Genomic DNA, 21,652 nt, shown 5'->3' with positions numbered 1-21,652 from the left:
GAACGGGCGTGCCTCGCCGTCCCTGGCCAGCGCCCGTCCGGCGTCGAAGACCGCGAACACGCCCGGTTCGACCAGGTGTCCGGCCGCGACCAGGACCCGCTCGTGCCGTCCGCCGGCCACCAGGGCTCCGGCGTCGGCGACGGCGGTCGCGGCGGCCACGCAGGCGCCGGTGTAGACCCGGGTGACACCGGGTGCGCCCCAGTCGGTGCGGAGTCCCGCGGCCACCGCGTCGGCGGTGGCACGGGTGCGTTCGTCGCTGTGCAGTGCGAGCAGCACGGGCAGCCCGGCACCCTCGGCGGCGGTCAGCCCGGCCTGTCGGCAGGCCTGGCCGATCGCGTCGAGCACGGCCCCGGCCAGCGGGAAGGTGCGGGCCATCGGCAGGGTGTCGGGGAACAGTGCGGCGCTGGTGGTGCGGCGGGCGCTCACGTCGAAGCGGGTGACCGGGCCGAACGCGGTCTTGCCGTACGCGGCGGCCTCGGTGAGCGCGTCGAAGCCGCGCCCGACGGCGCTGAGCACGCCGACGCCGGTGACCACCGGCCGCCCGGCCGCCGGGCCCGGCGGTCCCGAGCCCGTGCTGGCGGGGTTCACGGCCGGGCGCCCGCGCGGTCGGCGAGGACGGCCTCGCGCAGCAGCTCGGTGGCGTCGTCGACGGTCCTGACCGCGCCGAAGCGGTCGTCGTCCAGGTCCAGCTGGAGCCCGTATCGTTGCTCGAACTCGGCTATCAGCCATGTGAGTTCGAGCGATCCGAGGTCCTCGGGCACGGCGTCGACGGCGCGCTGCCCGAACGCCGCCAGCATGATCAGGACCTCGGCCCGGTCCGGCAGGGCGTCGCGGAGCGGAGTGCCGGTCACGCGGCGCTGCCGGAGGTGGCGGCCAGGGCTTCGACCCGGCGGGTGACGTCGGCGGTGAACTCGTCCAGCGTCATCAGCGCGGTGGTCTCCATCTCGTCCAGGTCGAACTTGATCCCGAACTCGTCCTCGACCTGCACGGACAGGTCGGCCAGCGCGAGGGATTCGAGGTCCAGCCCGGCCGGGCCGAGGTCGGTGTCCCCGGTGACCTCGGAGACGTCGTACTGCATCTCGGCGAGTGCCGCCAGGACGAAGACGCGGATGCGGTCCTGCATGGTGGTGTGCTCCTTGTCGGGGTGGTGCGGATCGTCGGGGTGGTGGTGCGGACGGATCGGGGCCGCGACCGGGGTACGGCCGGTGCGGCGGGGCTGCGGTCAGCCGACGGCGGCCGCGGCGCTCGCGTGCAGGGCGGCCGGGTCGCGCAGCAGCTTTCCGGTGGCGGTGCGGGGGAGTACGGGGAGCAGGGCGAGCCGGCGCGGCCGCTTGTAGGCGGCGAGCCGGCGGGCCAGCCCGTCCTGGACGGATGTGAGGTCGGCGGCCGGTTCGGTGGTCAGGTAGGCCTCGATCGCGCCGCCGTCGAAGACCACCACGGCCTCGCGGACCCCGGGCAGCGCGGTGAGCGTCTGCTCGACCTCGGTGAGGTCGACCTTCAGCCCGCCGATCGAGACCTGGGAGTCCAGCCGGCCGAGCACGGTGACCAGGCCGTCGGGGGCCAGCCCGGCGGCGTCCCTGGTGTGCAGCCAGCCGTCCGACCAGCGGGTCGGATCGTCCAGCCCGGGGTACGGGGAGGAGGCCGAGCCGAGCTGCAACTCGCCCTTCACCAGGCGCATCCGCATGCCGTGCACGGGCTGCTTGGCGGGGTGGAGCGTGCCGGAGAGGTCGGTGGCGATCACCCCGGTCTCGGTCATCCCGTACATGGTGCCGAGCGGCACGCCGTAGCGTTCGGTGAACAGCGCGGGCAGGCCGGGCCGGACGAGTTCGCCCGCCACGATCATCCGCCGCAGCCAGGGCAGCGGCGGGGGAGCGACCGCTCCCGCCAGCAGTTCGGCGTGGAACGGCACCCCGATCACGGTGGTCGGCCGGTCGCTCCCGGCGACCTCGGCGAGGATGCCCGCCGCCGTCATCCGCTCCGGCACGGTGAGCGCGACCCGGGCGTGCAGGCTGTTGAGCAGCCCGCCGACCAGGCCGAGCACGTGCACCACCGAGGAGAGCAGGATGACCCGCTCGCCCTCGCCGGGGAACTCCACCAGCCTCCGGTAGCAGTCCAGTTCGCGCAGCAGGTCGGCCGCGGTGCGAGCGATGACCTTGGCCGGACCGGTGGATCCGGAACTCAGCTGGATCAACGCGTGTCCGGTGCGGGCCGGGCGCCCGTCCGCCAGCGGAACGGCCACCGGCTCGACTTCGGAGAAGCCGCGCAGGGCCGCCGCGGACCGATGGGCGGAGCCTACCAGCACCTGAGGGGCCAGCCGCGCAACCGCCGCGTCGATCTCATGGTCGGTCAACCGGTGGTCGAGGAGTGCGACTTGGGCGCCGAGCCGCCAGCAGGCCAGCAGCACCGCGACGAACGCCACGGAGGGCGGCAGCCGCAGGGCCGCCGTCCCGCCGGGGCCGAGCCCGGCGGCGGCGAGCCGGCCGGACTGCTCCTCGACCAGGGCGCGCAGGGCGTCCCGGTCGAACGGCGCGCCGAGGCGCAGGCATTCGTCGCCGCCGGGGCCGGCCAGCAGCAGCCGGTCGACCCAGGAGTCCGGGGCGTCGGAGTGCGGCTGGAAGGCAGGCGGAAGTACGGAGGGGGAAAAGCCGGTCAACACGGCTCCACACAAGTAAGGGGATTGACATGGACGCCGTTAAACAAACCAAACGGCCAATTCCGTGGCCAGACCATGGCACAGACGAATGGTCAAATCAAGGTCTATACCAATGCGGAAGTTGCTCCTACGCTGCCCCATCGGGACTGGTCCGCGCGTGGCCGTCCTGGAACGAGGAATGCCCGTGGGAGCTCTCACGCTGGCCGGGATCGAGCGCGCGGCACGTGCGCAACTCCCACCGGAAATATGGGATTTCATTGAAGGCGGCAGCGGCGCGGAACGCACCCTGACGGCCAACCGGGAGATGTTCGGACGCCATGCACTGCGCCCGCGGACCCTGGTCGACGTCTCCGCCTGCGACCCGGCGCTGACCCTGTTCGGCGCACCGCTGCGGCTCCCGCTCGGGATCGCCCCGATGGCCTACCACCGGCTGATCGACCCGGAGGGCGAGACCGCCACCGCGCGCGCCGCCGGCCGGGCCGGCGCCCTGCTGGTCGCCGGGATGTTCGCCAGCCGGACCCTGGAGGAGATCGCCGAGGCCGCCACCGGCCCGCTCTGGCTCCAGCTGTACTGGCTGCGCGAACGCGCCGCCCTCGCCGCCCTGGTGGAACGCGCCGAAGCGGCCGGCTACGGCGCGCTGGTGCTGACCGTGGACGCCCCGAGGATCGGCCGCCGGCTGCGCGACCTGCGCAACGGCTTCGCCATCCCGCCCGCCGTCCGTGCGGTCAACCTGGACCCGGCCCTGATGTCCGCGAGCCACCGCGCCGCCGGAGGCAGTTCGGGCATCGCCGAACACGCCCGCGAGCAGTTCGACCCCACCCTGAGCTGGGCCGACCTGGTCTGGCTGCGCGAACGCACCCGGCTTCCCCTGGTCCTCAAGGGCATCCTCACCGCCGAGGACGCCCGGCTGGCCGTCGAGCACGGCGTCGACGCCGTCCTGGTCTCCAACCACGGCGGACGCCAACTCGACGGCGCGATCCCGGCCCTGGCCGCCCTCCCCGAGGTGGTCGACGCCGTTCCCGCCGGACTGCCGGTGCTGTTCGACGGCGGCGTGCGCAGCGGCACCGACATCGTGACGGCCCTGGCCCTCGGCGCCCGCGCCGTGCTGGTCGGCCGCCCGGCCTTCTGGGGCCTGGCCACCGACGGCGAGGCCGGCGTGCGCCGGGTGCTCGACCTGCTGGGCGAGGAACTGGAGCACACCATGGCCCTGTTGGGCCGCCCCACCCTCGCCGACCTGGACCGCACCGTCCTCGCGCCCTGGCCCTGCCCGGTCCGCTGAGCCCCGGCGAGGGCCGGTCCGCACCCACCACCTCACCGAACGCCGCGCGTGACGGTTGAACCGCGCGGCACCCGAGTTGAACCGCGCGGCACCCGAACCGCGTTATCCCACCAGGAGGCCCGACACATGAATGAGCAGAACGAGCGATTCCCGGGCTGGGACTGGGACGACCCGGACGGTCTGGCTGCCCGCCTGGACACCTTCAGCGAGCAGGTCGCCACCTGCGAGACGCTCGAAGCACATCCCGGCGGGCTGCCGCGCGACCACGCGGGCTTCCGCGAACTCGGGCTCACCGGCATCGAGTTCGCCGCGTTCAGGACCGCCCACCCGGAAGGGCTCGGCAGCGACCTCGCCACCCTGCGCAGCCCCGGCGCCACCGCCGAGCCCGGCACCCTCTACCGGGTCGACGGCGACCGCTGGTTCACCCGTCTCGACATCTCCGAGGCGCTGCCCTTCGCCGACGCCAGCGTCGACTGGGTGTACGCCGAGCACCTGATCGAGCACGTCACCATGCCCGTCGCCGTCGGCTGGCTGCGCGAGGTCCGCCGGGTGCTGCGCCCCGGCGGCGTGCTGCGCGTGACCACCCCCGACCTCGCCCGCTACCTGGTCGGCTACGCCACCGACGACGGCTTCCTCGCCAAGCACCGGCGCCGGCTGACCACCCTCGGCTTCGGCCCCCCGATGCCCGCGCGTCCCGCCTTCCTGGTCAACCAGATCTTCCGGCACTTCGGTCACCAGTGGATCTACGACCTGGACGAGCTGCGGCACGTCCTCACCCGGGCCGGCTTCGACCCCGACCGGATCCGCAAGTGCGCCTACCGGCAGGGCGTCCGGTCCGACGTCGCCGACCTCGACACGGCCTTCCGCACCGATGAGACGATCTACGTCGAGGCAGACCGCTGAGCCCGGCCCACCGCACCGAACGGACCCGCCCCATGCCCCTGCACCCCCAGGCCGAGGCCCTGCGCGCCCGGCGCGCGAGCAGCGGTACCCCGCAGCTCTACACCCTCACCGTCGACGACGCCCGCGCCGCCGACCTCGCGGACATCCTCGCGACCGCCGGAACGCCCGAGCCGGTCGCCGCCGTCGAGGAGCACCGCATCCCGGGCCCCGGCGGCGAACTCGCCCTGCGGCTCTACCGCCCCGAGGCGCCCGGCCGCCGACTGCCCGCCCTGCTCTACCTGTTCGGCGGCGGCTGGACGCTCGGCTCGCCCGACACCAGCGACGCCATCTGCCGCCGGCTCACCAACGCCGTCGGCTGCGTCACCGCGTCCGTCGGCTACCGGCTCGCCCCCGAACACCCCTTTCCCGCGGCGCTGCACGACTGCCGTGCCGCGCTGGTCCAACTCGTCGAACGTGCCGAGGAGTTCGGAATCGACCCGGACCGGGTCGCGCTCGGCGGCGACAGCGCCGGCGGCAACCTCACCGCCGCGCTCACCCTGCTGTTGCGCGCCGAGGGCGGCCCGGCCGTGCGCCACCAGCTGATGGTCTACCCCTGCACCAACCACGCCGCCGACACCCCGTCGCTGCGCGAGAACGACGACCCGGCGCTGTTCAACCGCCGCTCGGTCGCCTGGTACTGGGACCACTACCTGGCCGACCGGGGCGACGGCGCCAGCCCGTACGCCTCCCCGCTGCGCGCCGCGAGCCTGGCCGGCCTGCCGCCCGCGACCGTCCTGACCGCCGAGTACGACCCGCTGCGGGACGAGGGCGAGCAGTACGCCGAGGCGCTGCGCGCCGCCGGGGTGCCGGTGACGCTGCGCCGCTACGAGGGCATGCCGCACGGCTTCTTCGCCATGACCGGCACCCTGGACGCCGCCGCCGAGGCCCAGGCGTACGCGGCCGACTGCCTCCGGGAGGCCCTGCGGTGAACCTCCGCCTGGACGAGCTGCACGCCTCCCTGTCCGACCCACTGCTGGACGCGATGACCTTCCTCAACGAGGTCACCACCCGCTACCCGGACGCGGTCTCCTTCGCCCCCGGCCGCCCCTACGAGGGCTTCTTCGAACCCGAGGACGTCCCCGCCTACCTGGAGACCTACCTCGACCACCTGGCCGACCGGGGCCTGGGCCGGGACGCGGTGCGCACCGCGCTGTTCCAGTACGGCCCGACCAAGGGCGTCATCAACGAGCTGGTCGCCCGCTCGCTGGCCAACGACGAGGGCCTGACCGTCGACCCCGCCGCCGTGGTGCTCACCGTCGGTGCCCAGGAGGGCATGCTGCTGACGCTGCGCGCGCTGTGCGCCGGCCCCGACGACGTGCTGCTGGTCAGCTCGCCCTGCTACGTCGGCGTCACCGGCGCGGCCCGGCTGCTCGACCTGACCGTCCGTCCGGTCCCCGAGGGCCCGGACGGCGGCCCCGACCCGGAGGCGGTCCGGGCCGCGGCCAGGGCCGTGCGCGCCGAGGGCCGCCGCCCGCGTGCCCTCTACGTCGTCCCGGACTTCGCCAACCCCTCGGGGACCAGCATGCCGGTGGCGAGCCGCACCGGGCTGCTGGAGGCCGCGGCCGAGGAGGGCGTGCTCGTCATCGAGGACAATCCGTACGGCTTCTTCTCCCGCACCCCGGGAGTGCGGCCCACCCTGAAGGCGATGGACCGCGGCCGCCAGGTCGTCTACCTGGGCTCCTTCGCCAAGACCTGCTTCCCCGGGGCGCGCCTCGGCTACGTGGTCGCCGACCAGGAGGTGGCGGGCCCCGACGGGCGGCACAGCCTGCTCGCGGACGAGCTGGCCAAGCTGAAGAGCATGACGACGGTCAACACGCCCGCGCTCAGCCAGGCCGTCATCGGCGGCATGCTGCTGACCCACGACTGCCGCCTGCGGGCCGCCAACGCCCGTGCCACGGCCCACTACGCGGCCGGCATGGACACCCTGCTGCGGGAGCTGGACCGGCACTTCCCCGCCTCCGTGCGGCGCCGGCTGGGCCTCTCCTGGAACCGGCCCGACGGCGGCTTCTTCGCCGTGCTGACGGTGCCGTTCGTCGCCGACGAGGCGGCCATGGAGCGCTGCGCCCGCGAGCACGGGGTGCTCTGGACGCCGATGGCGCCGTTCTACCCGGCGGGCGGCGGCGAGCACCGGCTGCGGCTGTCGGTCAGCTCGCTGACGCAGGCGCAGATCATCGACGGGGTGGCCAGGCTGGCGGCCTTCATGGCGGTCTGAGACCGTCCGGGAACGACGGAGGGGCCCGGCTCGTGGAAACGAGCCGGGCCCCTCCCGCGTCGTCGGTCAGCGCACCCGGGTGGAGAACAGCCGGGCCGACCAGTACACCGCCAGGACGGTCATCACCACGACGATCAGCAGCCCCTGCCAGACCACGCTGTCCCCGGCGTGCCCGGAGAACAGCGCGCGCATGCCCTCCACGGCCCAGTAGAAGGGGTTCCACTTGGCCGTCTGCTGGAGCCACCCCGGCGCCAGGGTGAGCGGCAGCAGCACCCCCGACAGCAGCGCGATCGGCTGCGCGAGGGTGTTGACCACCGGCGCCATCGCCGCGTCCGTCGGCACCATCAGCGCGATGCCGAAGGAGATCGCCGAGGTCATCAGCGCCAGCATCCCGAGCAGGAGGTACGCGAGCAGCAGGTTCAGCGGGCTCACCCGCAGCCCGAACGGCAGCGCGATCAGGGTGATCAGGACGGCCTGCACCAGCAGCGCGACCATCTCGCGCAGCGCCCGTCCGAGCAGCAGCGCCAGCCGGCTCACCGGGGTCACCCGGGAGCGTTCGATGATGCCGGCCTTGAGCTCGCCGAGCAGACTGAAGCCGGTGAACAGCCCGCCGAAGATGCACAGCACCGCCAACAGGCCAGGCACGTAGATCTGGTAGGCGTCGGCGTAGCTGCCGGTGCCCTCCGGGACGAGCACCTTCTTCAGCAGCGGCGCGAACAGCAGGAGGTAGAACAGCGGCTGGATGATGCCGACGGCGATCCAGACCGGGGTGCGGATCATGAGCAGCAGCTGGCGCTGGAAGACCAGCCAGGTGTCGCGGGCGAGCTTCACGGTCTCCCCAGGGAGTTGTGCGGGTCCGGGTGCTTCGGGTCGGGGGTCAGGACTGCTGCAGCGAGCGGCCGGTGCGGGCCAGGAACACGTCGTCCAGGCTGGGCCGTTGGAGCTGCACGGTGCCGGGCGTGACGCCCGCCGCGTCCAGGGCGCGCAGCAGCAGCGGGATGGCGGCGGCGCCGTCCTCCAGGTACAGCCGCAGCCCCTCGTCGCCGTTGGGCTCCAGCCGGTGCAGGTACGGCTGCGGGCGCAGCACCTCCGCGGCCCGTTCGGCGACCGTCTCCCCGCCGTCCAGGCCGACCAGCACCACGTCGCCGGAGATCTCGCGCTTGAGCGCCTCGGGGGTGCCCTCGGCCACCACCTGGCCGTGGTCGACGATGGCGACCCGGTCGCAGAGCGCGTCGGCCTCGTCCAGGTAGTGGGTGGTGACGACCACCGTCATGCCCTCGGTGCGCAGCCGGCGGATCTCCTCCCAGACGTGCGCCCGGCTGGCCGGGTCCAGCCCGACGGTGGGCTCGTCCAGGAACAGCACCCGGGGCTGGTGGATCACCCCGAGCGCGATGTCCACCCGGCGGCGCTGGCCGCCGGAGTAGGTGGCGCACGGGCGGTCGCCGAACTCGCCCATGTCGAAGGCCTTGAGCGCGTCCTCGGCGGCCTGGACGGCCTGCGCCTTGGGGGTGCCGTACATCCGGGCCTGGAGCACCAGCTCCTCGCGGCCGCTGACGTTGTCGGTGGTGCCGCCGCCCTGGGCGACGTAGCCGATCCGGCGGCGGACTCCGGCCGGGTCGGTGAACAGGTCGGCCCCGGCGATGGTGGCCTGTCCGCCGTCCGGGCGGATCAGGGTGGCCAGCATGCGCAGGGTGGTGGTCTTCCCGGCGCCGTTGGGGCCCAGGAAGCCGTAGATCTCGCCGGCGGCGACCGACAGGTCGATGCCGCGGACGGCGTCGACGGTGGGGTTCTCGCCGCTGCGGCGGGAGGTCTTCTTGCGGTAGGACTTACACAGTCCCGCGGTCTCGATCAACCGGAACTCCCGTGCGGGGATGGGCTGCCACGGCACCTGGGAAGGCGGGGCCCGGCACCTGCGAAGGGCAGTGCCGCTGCGACACCCTAGGGCGAACCCCGCCCAGGAAACAATGGCCTAGACCAATGGACGTGCGCTCTCCCGGTCTGCTAAGGGGGCGTCGGCACGGAGCCGGCCGCCGCCGTCAGGCCGGCTCGGCCGAGCGCCTCCAGACGGTCCGCCGCGGCCCGCGCACCGCCCCCGGCCAGCAGTTCCCTCCCGACCTGAACCGCGCGCTCCCGGTGGTCCGTCGAGTCGAGCACGGAGCGCAGCGCGTCCGCCAGCCGCTCCGGCGTGACGCGCGCGAACGGGACCCGCAGGCCCGCGCCCGCCGCCGTCAGCTGGGCGGCGACGAACGGCTGGTCGTGCCGGATCGGCGCGGTGACCAGCGGGAGGCCGTGCGCCAGCGCCTCGCCCACGGTGTTCATGCCGCCGTGGCAGAGCACCGCGTCCAGTTCGCCGCGCGCCATCAGCTCCAGCACCGGCGCCCGGTCCACGGCCACCGCAGAGGCGGGGAGTTCGGGCAGCAGCTCGCGCGGCGCGGCGAACACCGGCTGCACGTCCTCGCCGCACAGCTCCAGCGCCCGGACGGTCCTGGCCAGGAAGTCCGCGCCCAGCTCGCCGGCCAGCGTGCCCATGGTGACCAGCACCCGCCGCCGGCCCGGCCGCAGCCGCTCCCACGGGAAGGTCTCGTCGTGCGGCCGTGCCGCGAGCACCGGCCCGACCAGCGCGTGCTCCGGCGGCGCGGCGCGGCCGGTCAGCGCGGGGCCGGTGGTCGCCAGCACCAGGGCGGGGGAGAAGCGCGGGTCCAGGTACTCCCGCTCGGGCAGCTTGGCGCGCTCCCACAGGCCGCGCAGCAGCCCGGTCATCCACGCCTCGACCTGCGGCAATGCCCGGTAGGGGCGCCCCAGTTCCATCGCCCCCGGGGCGAAGCTCGCCCACGGCAGGCCGTGCCGGTGCGCGACCAGGGCGCCCGCCGGGGTGTGCTGGTCGACCAGCAGCACGTCCGGGCGGTAGTCCCGCACGATCGCGTCCAGCGGCTTCGTGGTGAACCGCGCGTACGGGACGATGAAGCCCTCCCAGAGCGAGCGCAGCGCGGCCAGGCCGTGCCCACCCTGGGCCCGGAACGCCCGGGTGCCGGTGCCGAGCACCTCGGCCCGCGGGCCGAGCAGCGGGCGCAGCACCGACTCGGTGCCGGTCCAGGCGACCTGGTGGCCGCGCGCGGTCAGTTCGGCGGCGATGCCCGCGGCCGGATTGACGTGGCCGGTCAACGGCGGCATCACCAGCAGGAACCTGGTCATCGGGCGTCCTCCTCGGGGATCGGTCGCGGGGCGTCGGCGACGCCGGGGATCAGCCGCTGGACGTCGGCGACGGTCAGGGCCTCCAGGGCGGCCAGGTCCAGCCCGGCGCGCAGCGCGGCCAGGTCGGCCGCCGGGCCGAAGCGTCCGGGCAGCCGGCGGGCCAGCTCGGCGAGTTCGGCCTCGTCCAGCAGCAGGTCGGCGTCCAGCCGGGCGTCCGGGGTGACGTGGCGCGCCCAGCCGGGCGGCGCACCGGCCACCTCGACCAGCAGGGCCACCAGCTCCTGGTTCAACGCGGACGCGGGGGAGGGGGGTTCAGGATTCGGCATGAGAGATGTCCCACCTGCTCGACGGTACGAAGGGGAACGCGGCCGCAGCGGAGCGCAGTTGGCGACTTCCGGAGAGTGGCGGCGACGGCGGAGGGCCCGAGATCACTTGTGCGACCAGGCGGGCGTCGGAATACTAGCCCGGGTGACCGCACTGGAGGCAGTGGCCGTTCACCTCCCCCCACACGCCGTGCCCATCGAGGCGGTGGGCGAGCGGATCGGCCTGACCCCACGTCAACTCCGTCTATTCCGCCGTTTCCACGGCCTGGACCAGCTGCGTCTGGACCCGACCGGGAAACTGCCCGACCTGCTCGAAGCCGCCCTGGACGACCTGCCGGAGCTGCGCGGACGCGAACGCGACATCCGCTTCGTGATCCACGCCCGCAGCATGCCGGTGGCGGTGCCCCACCCACTCAACCCGCTGCACGACCTGCTCGACGCCCGTGGACTGGCGCATGCCAACGCCTTCACGGTGACCCACCACGCCTGCGCGGTGGGCCTGCTGGCCATCGACCTGGCCGGCCGGCTGCTCGCGTCCGACCCCGATCCGGCGGCGCTCGCCCTGGTGCTGACCGGTGAGAAGACCTTCACCAGGGACGCCCAGATCGTGCCCGAGACCGGCATCTTCGCCGAGGGCGCGGCCGCCTGCCTGGTCAGCGCCGGTGGCGAACGCCACCGGGTGCTCTCCTTCGTGGTGCGCCAGCGCCCGGAGTTCGACGGCCGGCTGGCCGAGGACCAGGACCTGCTGGCCCGCTACCAGCGCGAGTACCCGAACGTGATGGTGGAGGCGATCGAGGCCGCCCTGGACCAGGCCGGTCTGGACCTCTCCGACCTCTCCGCGATCCTGCCGCACAACGTCAACCAGGCGTCCTGGCGGATGATCGCGCGCCGCATCGGCTATCCGGTCGAGAAAGTCGTGCTGGACAACGTGCGGTCGGTCGGGCACAGTTTCGCCTCGGACAGCCTCATCAATCTCCACACCGCCACCACACGCGGGCTGATCCGCCGCGGCGACCACTACCTGATCGCCGCCGCAGGTGTCGGAGCCACCTTCTCCGCGATGGCGATGCGGTACTGACGGGCCGCCGGTTCCACCGGAAGCCGCCGTCCGCACGCCGCCGCCAGAACCCCAGACCACCCCAGAGCCCCGGGGTACCTGCAAGCCCCGGAGCACACATCCCACGTACGACGGGACGGGACACCCATGTCAGAAGCCGTGGTCCAGACCACTGACCCCGAACTGCGCGAGCGCATCCTGCACGGCATCGGCGATCTCCTGCCGCGCGTCCTCAAGCGCGAGATGCCCGAGATCCCCCAGGACGCCTGCCTCTTCGACGACCTCGGCCTCACCTCGGCCGGCACCATCGAGCTGATCCTGGAGCTGGAGGAGTCGCTCGACATCCAGGTGGACGTCGAGCAGATCACCGAGGACGACCTGCGGTCGGTCGTCAGGCTGGCCGACTACGTCGCCGGGCACGTCATCCCCGAGGACTGACCGGGTGGCCCCCGCCCCCACCGGTCTGCGGATCACCCGGGCGCTGGCCCGCCGCTTCGACGGCCGCTCGGAGACCTCGCTCGACCCGGACCTGCGGGTGTTCGTCTCCGACCTCGTCCGCCCCTACGGGCTGCCGCTGCGGGAAGACCTGCTGGGCGAGGGCGTCGGTCACTCCTACGAGGAGCTGGCCGCCGGACTGCTGCGCGAGGCGCTGGCCGAGGACGAGCCGGCCGACCTGCTGATCCTCGCCTTCGACACCCCGGACGTCAGGCCCGGCGCTCCGTCCTCGCTGGCGCTCAGCCGCTCCGTCCCGGGAAGCCCGCTCGCCTTCGCGGTCTGCGACCAGGGCAGCGCGGTGGCCTTCACCGCGCTGCGGCTGGCCGCCGACCATCATCGCACCGGCACCTGCCGGCGGGCCGTGGTGGTGCTCGCCGAGCAGACCGCGCTGCACTACGAGCCGGCCGAGCCGGTGGCGCTGCCCGAGCGGCACGCGGTGGTGGTGCTGGTCTGCGAGGCGGCTCCGGGTGCCGGCCTGACCGTACGGCAGTCCCGGGGCGTGACGTCCCCGGAGGAGGCGGTCCGGGCCGAGGCGAAGGAGCTCGGGCCCGAGGCGATGCTGCTGCTCGGCCCCGGCTTCGGCGCGTCCGGTCCGGCCGGCGCGGAGGAGTCCCCGGCGGCCCAGCCGTTCACCGGCCTCTGGGCCGAGCTGGCCGAACACCTGCCGCAGTGGCGGGCGGACGGGCGGCCCGTGATGCTGGCCGGGTACGACCGGCGGCTCGGCGTGCTCAGCACGCTGGCCCTGCCGTGACGACGGTCGACCTCTGGCTGATCGACACGCGTCAGCCGGCCGTCGCGGCCGCCGAGTTGTGGCCGCTGCTCGACCCGGACGAGCGCGCCAGGGCGGCGCGGATGGAGTCCGGGCCGGGTGAGCGCTTCACCGTGGTGCGCGGTGCCGTCCGACAGCTGGTCGCCGCCAGGGTCGGTGCGGGCCCGGCCGAACTGGTCTGGCGGTACGGGCGGTACGGCAAACCCGAGCCGGTGGAGGCGGGCGCGCTGCGGGTCAACTGGTCGGCCTCGTCCACGCTCGCGGTGCTGGCCCTCGCCGAGGGGAGGGAGGTCGGTGTCGACGTCGAGCGGCTCCACGAGCCCCGGACGGCCGAGCGGATGGCCGCCCGCTGGTTCCCCGCGGAGGAGGCGCGGTTCGTCGCCGAGCCCGTCGAACCGGCCGAGCGGGCGGCGCGGTTCACCATGCTGTGGTGCCGCCGGGAGGCCTGCGTCAAGGCCTACGGAGGCCGGCTGACCCAGTCCTTCGGCGTGACCATGGCCGGCCCCTCGCCGGTGTCGGTCACCGATCCCGGCCGCCTCGGCGCCGGCCCGTCGCGGATCTGCGACGTGCCGGCGCCGAGGCCGTTCCGGGCTGCCGTCGCGGTCCTCGGAGAATCGGAAGTTCATGTCAACTCCCGTGTGTGGAAGCTGAATTGATGACGTAGTCGGCCTGTGCAGGTTTGGTCTGGACCAGCCCGCGAGGGCGCTGGTAGCGTCCTGGTCACACCCCCTGCCGAGCCCTCCCGGGCAAGCCGAAAGGCGCGTGCGACGTGATACCGCAGGACGCCACACCGAACGAGCCGGCGTCGCCCAGCGCGACGCCGGGCGGCGCGCCACCGACCGCTCGGCGGATCACGGTCCGGTACGCCACCGAGGGCGGCGGCTCGGGCCCGCTCACCCGCGGCCAGGACAACATGATCCGCTGCATCCGGTCGAGCGCCCCCGAGCAGATCAACAAGGAGTCCGTCTGGCCGGTGCCCGACGGCACCTCGGTCCCCTCCGGGCTGGTCGCCCTGCGCCTGCTGGTCGAGCGGCACGAGTCGCTGCGAACCTCCTTCCCCGCGGGCCCGGGGCCGGACGGCTTCCCGGACCGGCAGGTGGTGCACCCGGCCGGCCGGTTCGCCGTCGCCGTGGTCGAGGCGGGAAGCCGGTCCGAAGCCGAACTGAACGCACTGGCAAGTGAGTTGGGCGCCAAGGACGTGGCCGTCCCGGTGGATCTCGACGCGCCGCCGCGGGTCCGGTTCACCCTGGTCGCCGCCGGCGAGCGGCTGCTGCGGCTGATCGCCGTGGTCTGCCACGCGGGTGCCGACGGCGCCGCCACCGCTGTGCTGATCCAGGACTGGCACGCCCTCGCCGCCGGGAAGGAACTGCCGCCGGTCACCGCGGCGACCCCGCTGCAGATCGCCGTCGCGGAGCAGAGCCCGCAGGGCCGTCGCAAGTCCGCCGCCGCACTGCGGCACTGGGCCCGGGTCCTGACCACGGGGCCGCAGACCGTCTTCGCGGACACCCGGATCGTCGGCCCGCCCCGGGACCACGGCGCCCTGCTGGTCCGCTCGCGCACCGCCGCCGACCACCTCGCCGCCGTCTGCCGGCGCACCGCCGCGAGTCCGTCCGTCGTTCTGCTCGCCGTGTTCGCCGCGCTGGTCGCCCACCGCTCCGGGCGGCGCGAGCTGGTGTTGTCGGCGCTGTCCGCCAACCGCCAGCGCGCCGCCCTGATCGACCACGTCGGGACTCTCGCGCAGGACGCGCTGATCCTGCTCGACACCGAGGCCGCCGACCTCGACCAGCTGATCGGCCGGGCCAAGTCCGCCTCGCTGAGCGCCTACTGGCACAGCACCCTGGACGCCGAACAGGTCTGGCAGCTGGTGGAAGACGCGGCCCATCTGCGTGGAGCCCGGTTCGGCCGCCAGGTGGTCGTCAACGACCTGAGCCTCACCATCCCGGCCGCCGTCGCCGACGCCCAGCCGCCCCCGGCCGCCGACCCCGAACTCACCGTGCTGCCCGCCCCGCCGCTGCCGGTGCGGCTGATGTTCACGATCCTGCGGATCACCGGCAGCCTGGACTTCGTCCTGGTCGCCTGCCCCCAGGTGTTCGACGCCGAGGAGACCGAGAGCTTCGCCCGCGCGCTGCGGTCGGTGCTCGAGGCCGCCGCCGAAGGGCCGGTGCTGCTCGCCGGCCTGACCGCCGTGCTCGGCCCGCCGGGAGGCGACCGGGCGGGCGAGTGGCGGCTGATCGACGGTTCCTGGATCGATCTCGCGGCCGTCCACGACCTCCTGGACACCGCCCTCGGCGACCACCGGCTGTCGCTGGTGGAAGGGAAGCTGGTGGCCGAGGTGACGGCGACCTCCCCCGGGTTCGGCCCCGCCGACGCCCACCGTGCCGTGATCGCGGCCCTGCCCGGCCGTGACACCGCGATGGCGCCGCACCACTACGTCGTCCGGCACGCGGCGCCGGAAGGGGAACGGACCGAGGCCGGAAGCGGGCGCGCCCAGGACGTCGTCGACCGGCTGTCCGCGCTCACCTGAAGGAATGACCACGGCAGTCCGGGTGCCACTCACCCCAACGGGTCGCCGTGGTCGTCCAGCGGACCCCTCCGTGCCGGTGGTGCACGGCGGCGCGCCGGACACTCGGCCCGCTCCGGTGCGATCCGGCGGGCTTCCACCGGCAGGTCGAGTCCGCGCACGGCGTCCGGAGCACCGGCGCCAGGGCCGCCACCAGGGCCACTGTCAGGCCGAGTTCGAAGGAGGCGCCTGCTCGTGCTCCGACGGCAGCCGGGCGGGCGCGGTGGCGATCCGCTCCTCCGGTAGCGCCGTCACAGTTCGCCTCCGCTGTCCGGGAGTTCGCCCACGCCGAGCCGGCGCGCCAGCCGCTCCCTGGCGTGCCGGAGGTTGGAGTGCACCGTGGCCACCGGCCCTCCCAGGTAGGCTGCGATCACCTTGACGTGCAGGCCGAGCAGGTAGCGGAGGATCACCACGTCCCGCTGCCGGTCCGGCAGTTCGAGGATCGCCGCGTACAGCCGCACCTCGTCCGCCTCGCTGTGCAGCAGCCCCTTCGCGACCTGCTTGAAGGCGCCGATCACCGCCGCGAAGGTGACCGCCTCCACCTCCACCGAGTCGTCGGCGGCCACCCAGTCCGCGATGTGCCCGTTGGCCAACCGCCAGGCGTACGCGGCCGGTTCCTCGAACTGCAACACCTGCGGCCAGCAGCGGGCCAGGTCGGCCTTCACCGCTCCGACCACCAGCGCCGCGTCGGACCGGTTGCCTATCCGGGTCAACGCGAGGGCATGCCAGGCTGGTTCATGCGTCTCGCAGAAGGCGTCATAGGCGATGCCCAGACGGAGCCCGGGGTCGGACCGGGCATCGCGGTCGGCACCGGCGGCCGGCTCGGCCTCCGCCCCGCGGACGTGCGCCACGGCCGTGGCACCCCGGTACCTGCGCGCCGGGGCACCCCTGTCGATCGTCATCGGGCCTGCTTTCCGTGGCCGTGGGCTGCTCGCCGGGCCACCCGAGGGTCGGGCTGTAGGTGCCCATCCTCATTCCATCAGGCCTGTCACTCCAGGATGCAATCCGAATACAGATGGTCATCTCATGGGCGCCGCTGGTTGATTGGTATGCTCCGAAGCTGTTCGGGACGCGACCGGTCCCGCCCGGTCGCGCTCTCCCGGACGCCCTGCTCTACTGCGTCCCCGCCGGCCACGGAGCGCGCGAGCCGGTCGAGCGCTCGCCCCCTCGGGAGTGCGCGGCGGTGGCCGTCCGGCCGGAACGGACCGGCTGCCGGGTGAACCAGGCCTACGGTTCCGGCCGCTGACGAACCATCGGCGCTCGAAGCGCGTCCTGCTGATCGAGAAGGCGGCCCGCGCCGCGACAACCGATCGGAGGAGGAACATGCACCCGCAGCCCTCGGAAGCCCACCCCAGCCGTCGCGGCGGTCACAGCCGTCGGGCCGTCCTCGGCCTCGGGCTCGGCGCGGCCGTCGCCGTCACCGCCGCGACCGGCGGACCGGCGCTCGCGGCGACCGCCGCCGGCTCGTCCGCCGGTCCGTCCGCCGGCACCGGCCTCCATCCGGCCCTCGCCGCCCTCGAACAGGAGCACGCCGCCCGCCTCGGCGTCTTCGCCCGCAACCTGACCACCGGCCGGACCGTCCGGTACCGCGCGGACGAGCTCTTCCCGATGTGCTCGGTCTTCAAGACCGTCGCGGTCGCCGCCGTCCTGCGGGACCTCGACCGCGACGGGGAGTTCCTCGCCAAACGGATCCACTACACCGCCGAGGACATCGTGCGGGCCGGCGGCGGGTCGGTCACCAGCGAGGAGAAGAACCTGGCGAACGGCATGACGGTCGCCGAACTCTGCGCCGCCGCCGTCGACCACAGCGACAACACCGCGGCCAACCTGATGCTGCGCGAGCTCGGCGGGCCGACCGCCGTCACCCGCTTCGCCCGGTCGATCGGCGACCGCGTCACCCGTCTGGACCGCTGGGAGCCCGAGCTCAACAGCGCCGAGCCGGACCGCCGCACCGACATCACCACCCCGCAGGCCATCGCCGGCACCTACGGCCGCCTCGTCCTCGGCCGCGCCCTGCCGCCCGCCAAGCGGGACCTGCTCACCGGCTGGCTGCGGGGCAACACCACCAGCACCCACCGCTTCCGCGCGGGCCTCCCGGCGGACTGGGCCCTCGCGGACAAGACCGGCACCGGGCGCTACGGCACCACCAACGACGTCGGCATCGCCTGGACCCCGTCCGGCGCCCCCGTCCTGCTCGCCGTCCTGACCACCCAGCCGGCCGAGGCGGCCCCGATGGACGAACCGCTGGTCGCCAGGACCGCCACCCTGCTCGCGGGTGCCCTCGGCTAGGGTCCGGCTCCCGCCGTCCGGCGCGGCGCCGGCGGCCCGCACCCTCCTGCCGCGGGCCGCCGGGCCCCTCCCGGTCCCGGCCCCTCCACCCGTGCGTCCCCGCTCCACCGGGCACAGACTGGTGGTGGATCGATGCTGCCCCGCGAGGCTGGGAGAGGCATGCTGCTGGGACTCGCCACCGCGTTGGCCGCCTGCGTGTGCTTCGGCTTCGGGTCCGTCTTCCAGGCCCGCGGGGCACGGTCGGTGCCGCGCGCCGACCGGGTGCGGGTGGGGCTGCTGGCCGGGCTGGTGCGGTCCTGGCAGTTCGTCCTCGGCACGCTGCTGGACATCCTCGGCTTCGTGCTGAGCATCGTCGCCCTGCGCACCCTCCCGCTCTTCCTCGCGCAGGCCGTCACCAACGCCAGCCTGGCCGTCACCGCCGCGGCCGCCGTCTGGCTGCTGGGCGCACGGCTCCGCCGGGGCGACCTCGCCGGCATCCTCGCCGTGGTCGTCGGGCTGACCCTGCTGGCACTCGGCTCCGGCCAGGAGGGACGCAACCACGCCGCGCCCGCCTTCCACTGGGCGCTGCTCGCCACCACGGCCGTGGTGCTGGCCGCGACCCTGGTCCTGGTGCGCCGGGGCGGCAACGTGGCCGCGGCCGGGCTGGGACTGCTGGCCGGGATCGGCTTCGGCGTGACCAGTCTGGCCGTCCGGGTCCTGGACGTCTCCGGCCCGCTCGCCGCGCTCACCGACCCCGCCGCCTACGCGCTGGCCCTCGGCGGCCTCGGCGGCTACCTGGCCTACGCCCTGGCCCTGCAACGCGGCACGGTCACCGCGGCGACCGCGGCCGGAACGGTGACCGAGACCTTCGGCCCGGCGCTCGTCGGCGTGACGGCGCTCGGCGACGCCGCGCGCCCCGGATTCGAGTGGTGCGCGCTGACGGGCTTCGCGGTGGCGGTGGGCGGCACCTTCGTGCTCTCCCGCTTCGGCGAACTCGAAGGCGCGTCCGCCGAACTGTCCGCTCCGCACCGGGACGCGGAGGCGGAGCCGGCCGTCCCGCCCCGGTAGCCCGGACGGCTGCGTCATGCGAAGGTGACGTGCCGGACAAAACGGACGGTGACCCGGTCACAGAGCGGCAGGTGCCCGATGGCGGAGGAGCCCCACTCCCGACCCCGGCGGTCGGCCCCGCAGGACTCGACGAGCCCCGCGGACCCGGCCGACCGCCCCGTCGCGCTGATCACCGGCGCCTCCTCCGGGATCGGCCTCGCCACCGCCGTCCGCCTGGCCGGCGCGGGCTGGCACACCCTGCTCTCCGGCACCGACCGCGCCCGGCTCGACGAACTCGCCGACCGCACCGGAGGCCGCGCCCTGCCCGAGGACCTGAGCAAGCCGGACGGCGCGGCCCGCCTCGCCGAGGCCGCGCTGGCCGAGGCCGGCCGGGTGGACGCCCTGATCGCGAGTGCCGGCCTCGGCTGGCGAGGCCCGTACGCCCGCACGCCCTCGGACACCCTGGACCGGATGATCGAGGTCAACCTCGCCGCCCCGCTGCGCCTGGTCCGACTGCTGCTGCCCGGCATGCTGGAGCGCCGCCACGGCCGGATCGTGCTGCTCGGCTCGATGGCCGGCCAGGTCGGCGTGCGCGAGGAGTCCGGCTACGCGGCCACCAAGGGCGGGCTGACGATGTTCGCGGAGAGCCTCTGGTACGAGCTGCGCGGTACGGGGGTGGGGGTGCGCCTGGTGCTCCCGGGGGCGGTGGACACCCCGTTCTTCGACCGGCGCGGCACGCCGTACCAGCGCGAGCGACCCCGCCCGGTCACCGCGGAGCGGGTCGCCGAGACCGTGGTGGCGACCATCACCACCGAGCGCGACCGCCTGTACGTCCCGCAGTGGCTCGGTTTCCCGGCCCGCGTCCACGGCGCGGCGCCTGGCGTGTTCCGCCGGATGGCCGCGCGCTTCGGATAGGCGCGGACGGGCCCAGGGTGAGCGCGGGGCGGGTACCGAGCGGGTACCGGGTGAGTGCCGGAGGACGTGCCCCATGACGTGCCGAACGAGCGCCGGGCGCCCGGGGAAGTCCGCCGCCACGGCCCTCGCCCTCGCCGCCGGCGTCGAGTTCCTGCACCTCGCCCCGGCCGCCGTCCGGCTCCCGCCGCTGCGCCGCACCCTGGCCCGGCGCACCGCCGGCCACGGCACCGCGCCCGGCCACATCGCCCTGACCTTCGACGACGGCCCCGATCCGGGCAGCACCCCGTACGTCCTCGACGCGCTGGACGAACTCGGTGTCCGCGCCACCTTCTTCCTGCTCGGCGCGATGCTGGAACGCGCCCCCGCGCTCGGCCGCGAGCTGGTGCTGCGCGGCCACGAGGTGGCCGTCCACGGCTGGCACCACCGGCAGCAGTGGTACCCGGCCCCCGCCCGTGACCTGCGCGAACTGCGCCGCGCCGACGAGGCCGTGACCGACCTCTGCGGTGCCCGCCCGCTCTGGTACCGCCCGCCGTACGGCGTCCTGACCGCCGGTCCCGCTCTGGCCGCCCGCCGGCTCGGACTGCGCAGCGTGCTGTGGACCGCCTGGGGGCGGGACTGGACGGCGGAGGCCACCGGCGAGTCCGTCTACGCGACCGCCCGCCCCGGCCTCACCGGCGGCGCCACCCTCCTGCTGCACGACTCCGACTGCACCTCCGCCCCCGACTCCTGGCGCGCCACCCTCGCCGCCCTCCCGCTGATCGCCGCCCACTGCCGCACCCACCGGCTCACCCTCGGCCCCCTCCGCGACCACGGGGTGCCCCCGCCCGCCGGGCGGAACCGTCCGGCCTGACCGACGCGTCGTCAGGATCACCACGCCGAACGAGCAGGGGGCTCCCGTGAACGTCAACGTCCGTTCAGCGCACCGACTTTGGTCCTTCGCCGCATTGGGCGCAGCCGCCCTCCTGGTGGCCGGCTGCGGAGGCTCCGGCTCGTCGCCCGGGCCGGTCGTCTCGTCCGGCCCGCCCTCGGCCTCGGCCGCGTCACCGACCGCTCCCGCCCCGACCGCTCCCGCTCCGTCCGTCACGCCGTCCTCCGGCACCCCCGACCCGGGGTCAGGGACGCCCGCCGGCAGCGGCCTGACCCTCGACGCGGCCAACGGCGGCAGCTACCGCTTCGCCTCGGTCGCCTGCGTCGGCGAGGCCACACCGACCGGCGCCCTGAGCCTCACCGCGACCCCGAGGAGCCTGAACGACGCACTCGCCGAACTCGTCCTCAAGGACGGCGAGGCCCGGTTGCTGCTGACCCTCAAGGGCTTCCGTCCGGTGCTCTGGAAGGGCAGCGTCCCGATCGGCGGGCAGGCGAGCCGCACCGCCCACGGCGCGACGCTCACCGCGATGCCCGTCACCGAGGAACTCGGCGACACCGGCACGGTGACCGGCACCCTCACCTGTTCGGGCACCGACGGCCTGTACTGACAGCCATAGGAGCATCCCGCCTGCCGCGGCTTACCCCAGCCCCACCCGCCGCAGCGCCGCCCCGAACCCCGCCTGCCACGCCGCCGGTGTCGCGCCGACGGACGGCGCGGGCTCGGGGCGGCCGAGCGCGGCCAGGGCGTTGCGGACCACCTCGGCCGGGCGGGCGGTGGCGACGTCGGCGTGGCCGAGTTCCAGCTCGTGCTGGAGGTTGTCGCGTCCGTGCCCCTGCACCACGTCGAGGAGCAGCAGCCGCCGCCCCAGCGCGCGGGCCTCGCTGCAGGTGTCGCCCGAGCTGGTGACGACCAGGTCGGCGGCGGCCATCAGCGCGGGGACGCGGTCGGTGTACCCGTAGGGGTGCAGCCGGGGCTCCCGGCGCGCGGCGGCCCGCAGCCGGCACTCCAGTTCCCGGTTGCGCCCGGCCACCGCGAGCACGTACGGCCCGGCGGCGGCCAGTGAGGCGGCGGT

At 74.6% G+C, this 21,652-nt stretch carries 22 protein-coding genes and 2 pseudogenes; 14 read left to right on the top strand and 10 right to left on the bottom strand.

Going from position 1 to position 21,652, the window contains the following annotated elements:
- The 4 genes and pseudogenes from BU198_RS24610 to BU198_RS24595 form a co-directional block, all read right to left on the bottom strand.
- A pseudogene (locus tag BU198_RS24610) lies at window positions 1–588 on the bottom strand (beta-ketoacyl-[acyl-carrier-protein] synthase family protein); the annotation flags it as partial.
- Window positions 585–851: an acyl carrier protein gene (locus tag BU198_RS24605; protein WP_317620306.1), complete on the bottom strand. Its 267-nt coding sequence runs from the start codon at window positions 849–851 to the stop codon at window positions 585–587. The pseudogene BU198_RS24610 and the gene BU198_RS24605, both read right to left, overlap by 4 nt.
- Entirely contained in the window at window positions 848–1,123 is a 276-nt protein-coding gene (locus BU198_RS24600) for a phosphopantetheine-binding protein (RefSeq protein ID WP_188299040.1), read from the bottom strand. The genes BU198_RS24605 and BU198_RS24600 overlap by 4 nt, the downstream gene beginning before the upstream one ends.
- Window positions 1,124–1,222: 99 nt before the next feature.
- On the bottom strand, window positions 1,223–2,656 hold the full coding sequence (locus BU198_RS24595) for a long-chain fatty acid--CoA ligase (protein WP_317620305.1): 1,434 nt from the start codon (window positions 2,654–2,656) through the stop codon (window positions 1,223–1,225).
- A 175-nt stretch (window positions 2,657–2,831) separates the two neighbouring features.
- Here BU198_RS24595 and BU198_RS24590 point away from each other — a divergent pair, with 175 nt between their 5' ends.
- The 4 genes and pseudogenes from BU198_RS24590 to BU198_RS24575 form a co-directional block, all read left to right on the top strand.
- Complete coding sequence (locus BU198_RS24590) at window positions 2,832–3,932, top strand: alpha-hydroxy acid oxidase (RefSeq protein WP_188299039.1); 1,101 nt, start codon at window positions 2,832–2,834, stop codon at window positions 3,930–3,932.
- A 126-nt stretch (window positions 3,933–4,058) separates the two neighbouring features.
- Window positions 4,059–4,835 (top strand): class I SAM-dependent methyltransferase, encoded by a 777-nt coding sequence (locus BU198_RS24585; RefSeq protein ID WP_188299038.1) that lies wholly within the window; start codon window positions 4,059–4,061, stop codon window positions 4,833–4,835.
- Window positions 4,836–4,867: 32 nt separating this feature from the next.
- A complete protein-coding gene (locus BU198_RS24580) occupies window positions 4,868–5,803 on the top strand; it encodes an alpha/beta hydrolase (protein WP_188299037.1) in 936 nt (311 codons plus the stop codon).
- Window positions 5,804–5,991: 188 nt separating this feature from the next.
- Window positions 5,992–7,086: pseudogene (locus tag BU198_RS24575) on the top strand (PLP-dependent aminotransferase family protein); the annotation flags it as partial.
- A gap of 66 nt (window positions 7,087–7,152) precedes the next feature.
- Here the strand turns inward: BU198_RS24575 and BU198_RS24570 are convergent.
- The 4 genes from BU198_RS24570 to BU198_RS24555 form a co-directional block, all read right to left on the bottom strand.
- Window positions 7,153–7,917: an ABC transporter permease gene (locus BU198_RS24570; RefSeq protein WP_188299036.1), complete on the bottom strand. Its 765-nt coding sequence runs from the start codon at window positions 7,915–7,917 to the stop codon at window positions 7,153–7,155.
- 46 nt (window positions 7,918–7,963) lie between these two features.
- Window positions 7,964–8,938, bottom strand: coding sequence for an ATP-binding cassette domain-containing protein (locus BU198_RS24565; RefSeq protein WP_188299035.1), 975 nt, complete (start codon window positions 8,936–8,938; stop codon window positions 7,964–7,966).
- Between the two features lie 149 nt (window positions 8,939–9,087).
- The gene (locus BU198_RS24560) at window positions 9,088–10,278 is read right to left on the bottom strand and encodes a glycosyltransferase (protein ID WP_188299034.1); all 1,191 of its coding nucleotides are present in this window, start codon (window positions 10,276–10,278) and stop codon (window positions 9,088–9,090) included.
- Window positions 10,275–10,604, bottom strand: a complete 330-nt coding sequence (locus BU198_RS24555; protein ID WP_188299033.1) for a hypothetical protein — start codon at window positions 10,602–10,604, stop codon at window positions 10,275–10,277. Before BU198_RS24555 ends, BU198_RS24560 begins: the two co-directional genes overlap by 4 nt.
- Window positions 10,605–10,746: 142 nt before the next feature.
- Here BU198_RS24555 and BU198_RS24550 point away from each other — a divergent pair, with 142 nt between their 5' ends.
- From BU198_RS24550 to BU198_RS24530, 5 genes are all read left to right on the top strand, one after another.
- Window positions 10,747–11,679 carry a 3-oxoacyl-[acyl-carrier-protein] synthase III C-terminal domain-containing protein gene (locus tag BU198_RS24550; protein WP_188299032.1) on the top strand — a complete coding sequence of 311 codons (933 nt, stop codon included), beginning with the start codon at window positions 10,747–10,749 and terminating at the stop codon, window positions 11,677–11,679.
- Between the two features lie 126 nt (window positions 11,680–11,805).
- Window positions 11,806–12,096: a phosphopantetheine-binding protein gene (locus BU198_RS24545; protein ID WP_188299031.1), complete on the top strand. Its 291-nt coding sequence runs from the start codon at window positions 11,806–11,808 to the stop codon at window positions 12,094–12,096.
- A gap of 4 nt (window positions 12,097–12,100) precedes the next feature.
- Window positions 12,101–12,904 (top strand): hypothetical protein, encoded by an 804-nt coding sequence (locus tag BU198_RS24540; RefSeq protein WP_188299030.1) that lies wholly within the window; start codon window positions 12,101–12,103, stop codon window positions 12,902–12,904.
- Window positions 12,901–13,578: a 4'-phosphopantetheinyl transferase family protein gene (locus BU198_RS24535; protein ID WP_188299029.1), complete on the top strand. Its 678-nt coding sequence runs from the start codon at window positions 12,901–12,903 to the stop codon at window positions 13,576–13,578. Before BU198_RS24540 ends, BU198_RS24535 begins: the two co-directional genes overlap by 4 nt.
- Before the next feature lie 113 nt (window positions 13,579–13,691).
- The gene (locus BU198_RS24530) at window positions 13,692–15,446 is read left to right on the top strand and encodes a condensation domain-containing protein (protein ID WP_188299028.1); all 1,755 of its coding nucleotides are present in this window, start codon (window positions 13,692–13,694) and stop codon (window positions 15,444–15,446) included.
- A 287-nt stretch (window positions 15,447–15,733) separates the two neighbouring features.
- On the opposite strand, the gene BU198_RS24525 is transcribed toward BU198_RS24530, so the two are convergent.
- Window positions 15,734–16,384, bottom strand: coding sequence for a sigma-70 family RNA polymerase sigma factor (locus BU198_RS24525; RefSeq protein ID WP_188299027.1), 651 nt, complete (start codon window positions 16,382–16,384; stop codon window positions 15,734–15,736).
- Between the two features lie 421 nt (window positions 16,385–16,805).
- On the opposite strand from BU198_RS24525, the gene bla reads away from it, so the two are divergent.
- The 5 genes from bla (at window position 16,806) to BU198_RS24500 (ending at window position 21,187) form a co-directional block, all read left to right on the top strand.
- A complete protein-coding gene (gene bla / locus BU198_RS24520; protein WP_188299026.1) occupies window positions 16,806–17,771 on the top strand; it encodes a class A beta-lactamase in 966 nt (321 codons plus the stop codon).
- Between the two features lie 159 nt (window positions 17,772–17,930).
- A complete protein-coding gene (locus BU198_RS24515; protein ID WP_188299025.1) occupies window positions 17,931–18,818 on the top strand; it encodes a hypothetical protein in 888 nt (295 codons plus the stop codon).
- A 78-nt stretch (window positions 18,819–18,896) separates the two neighbouring features.
- Window positions 18,897–19,712, top strand: coding sequence for an SDR family NAD(P)-dependent oxidoreductase (locus BU198_RS24510; protein WP_188299024.1), 816 nt, complete (start codon window positions 18,897–18,899; stop codon window positions 19,710–19,712).
- A 73-nt stretch (window positions 19,713–19,785) separates the two neighbouring features.
- On the top strand, window positions 19,786–20,562 hold the full coding sequence (locus BU198_RS24505) for a polysaccharide deacetylase family protein (RefSeq protein WP_188299023.1): 777 nt from the start codon (window positions 19,786–19,788) through the stop codon (window positions 20,560–20,562).
- Between the two features lie 94 nt (window positions 20,563–20,656).
- Window positions 20,657–21,187 (top strand): hypothetical protein, encoded by a 531-nt coding sequence (locus tag BU198_RS24500; protein ID WP_188299022.1) that lies wholly within the window; start codon window positions 20,657–20,659, stop codon window positions 21,185–21,187.
- 30 nt (window positions 21,188–21,217) lie between these two features.
- Here BU198_RS24500 and BU198_RS24495 read toward each other — a convergent pair.
- Window positions 21,218–21,652 (bottom strand): hypothetical protein (locus BU198_RS24495; RefSeq protein ID WP_411293228.1); only part of this gene is annotated, 435 nt, incomplete at its 5' end.

The sequence above is a fragment of the Streptomyces sp. CBMA156 genome, assembly GCF_014596515.1.
Lineage (GTDB): Bacteria > Actinomycetota > Actinomycetes > Streptomycetales > Streptomycetaceae > Kitasatospora.
This window is presented reverse-complemented; position numbering and strand designations above follow the sequence as displayed.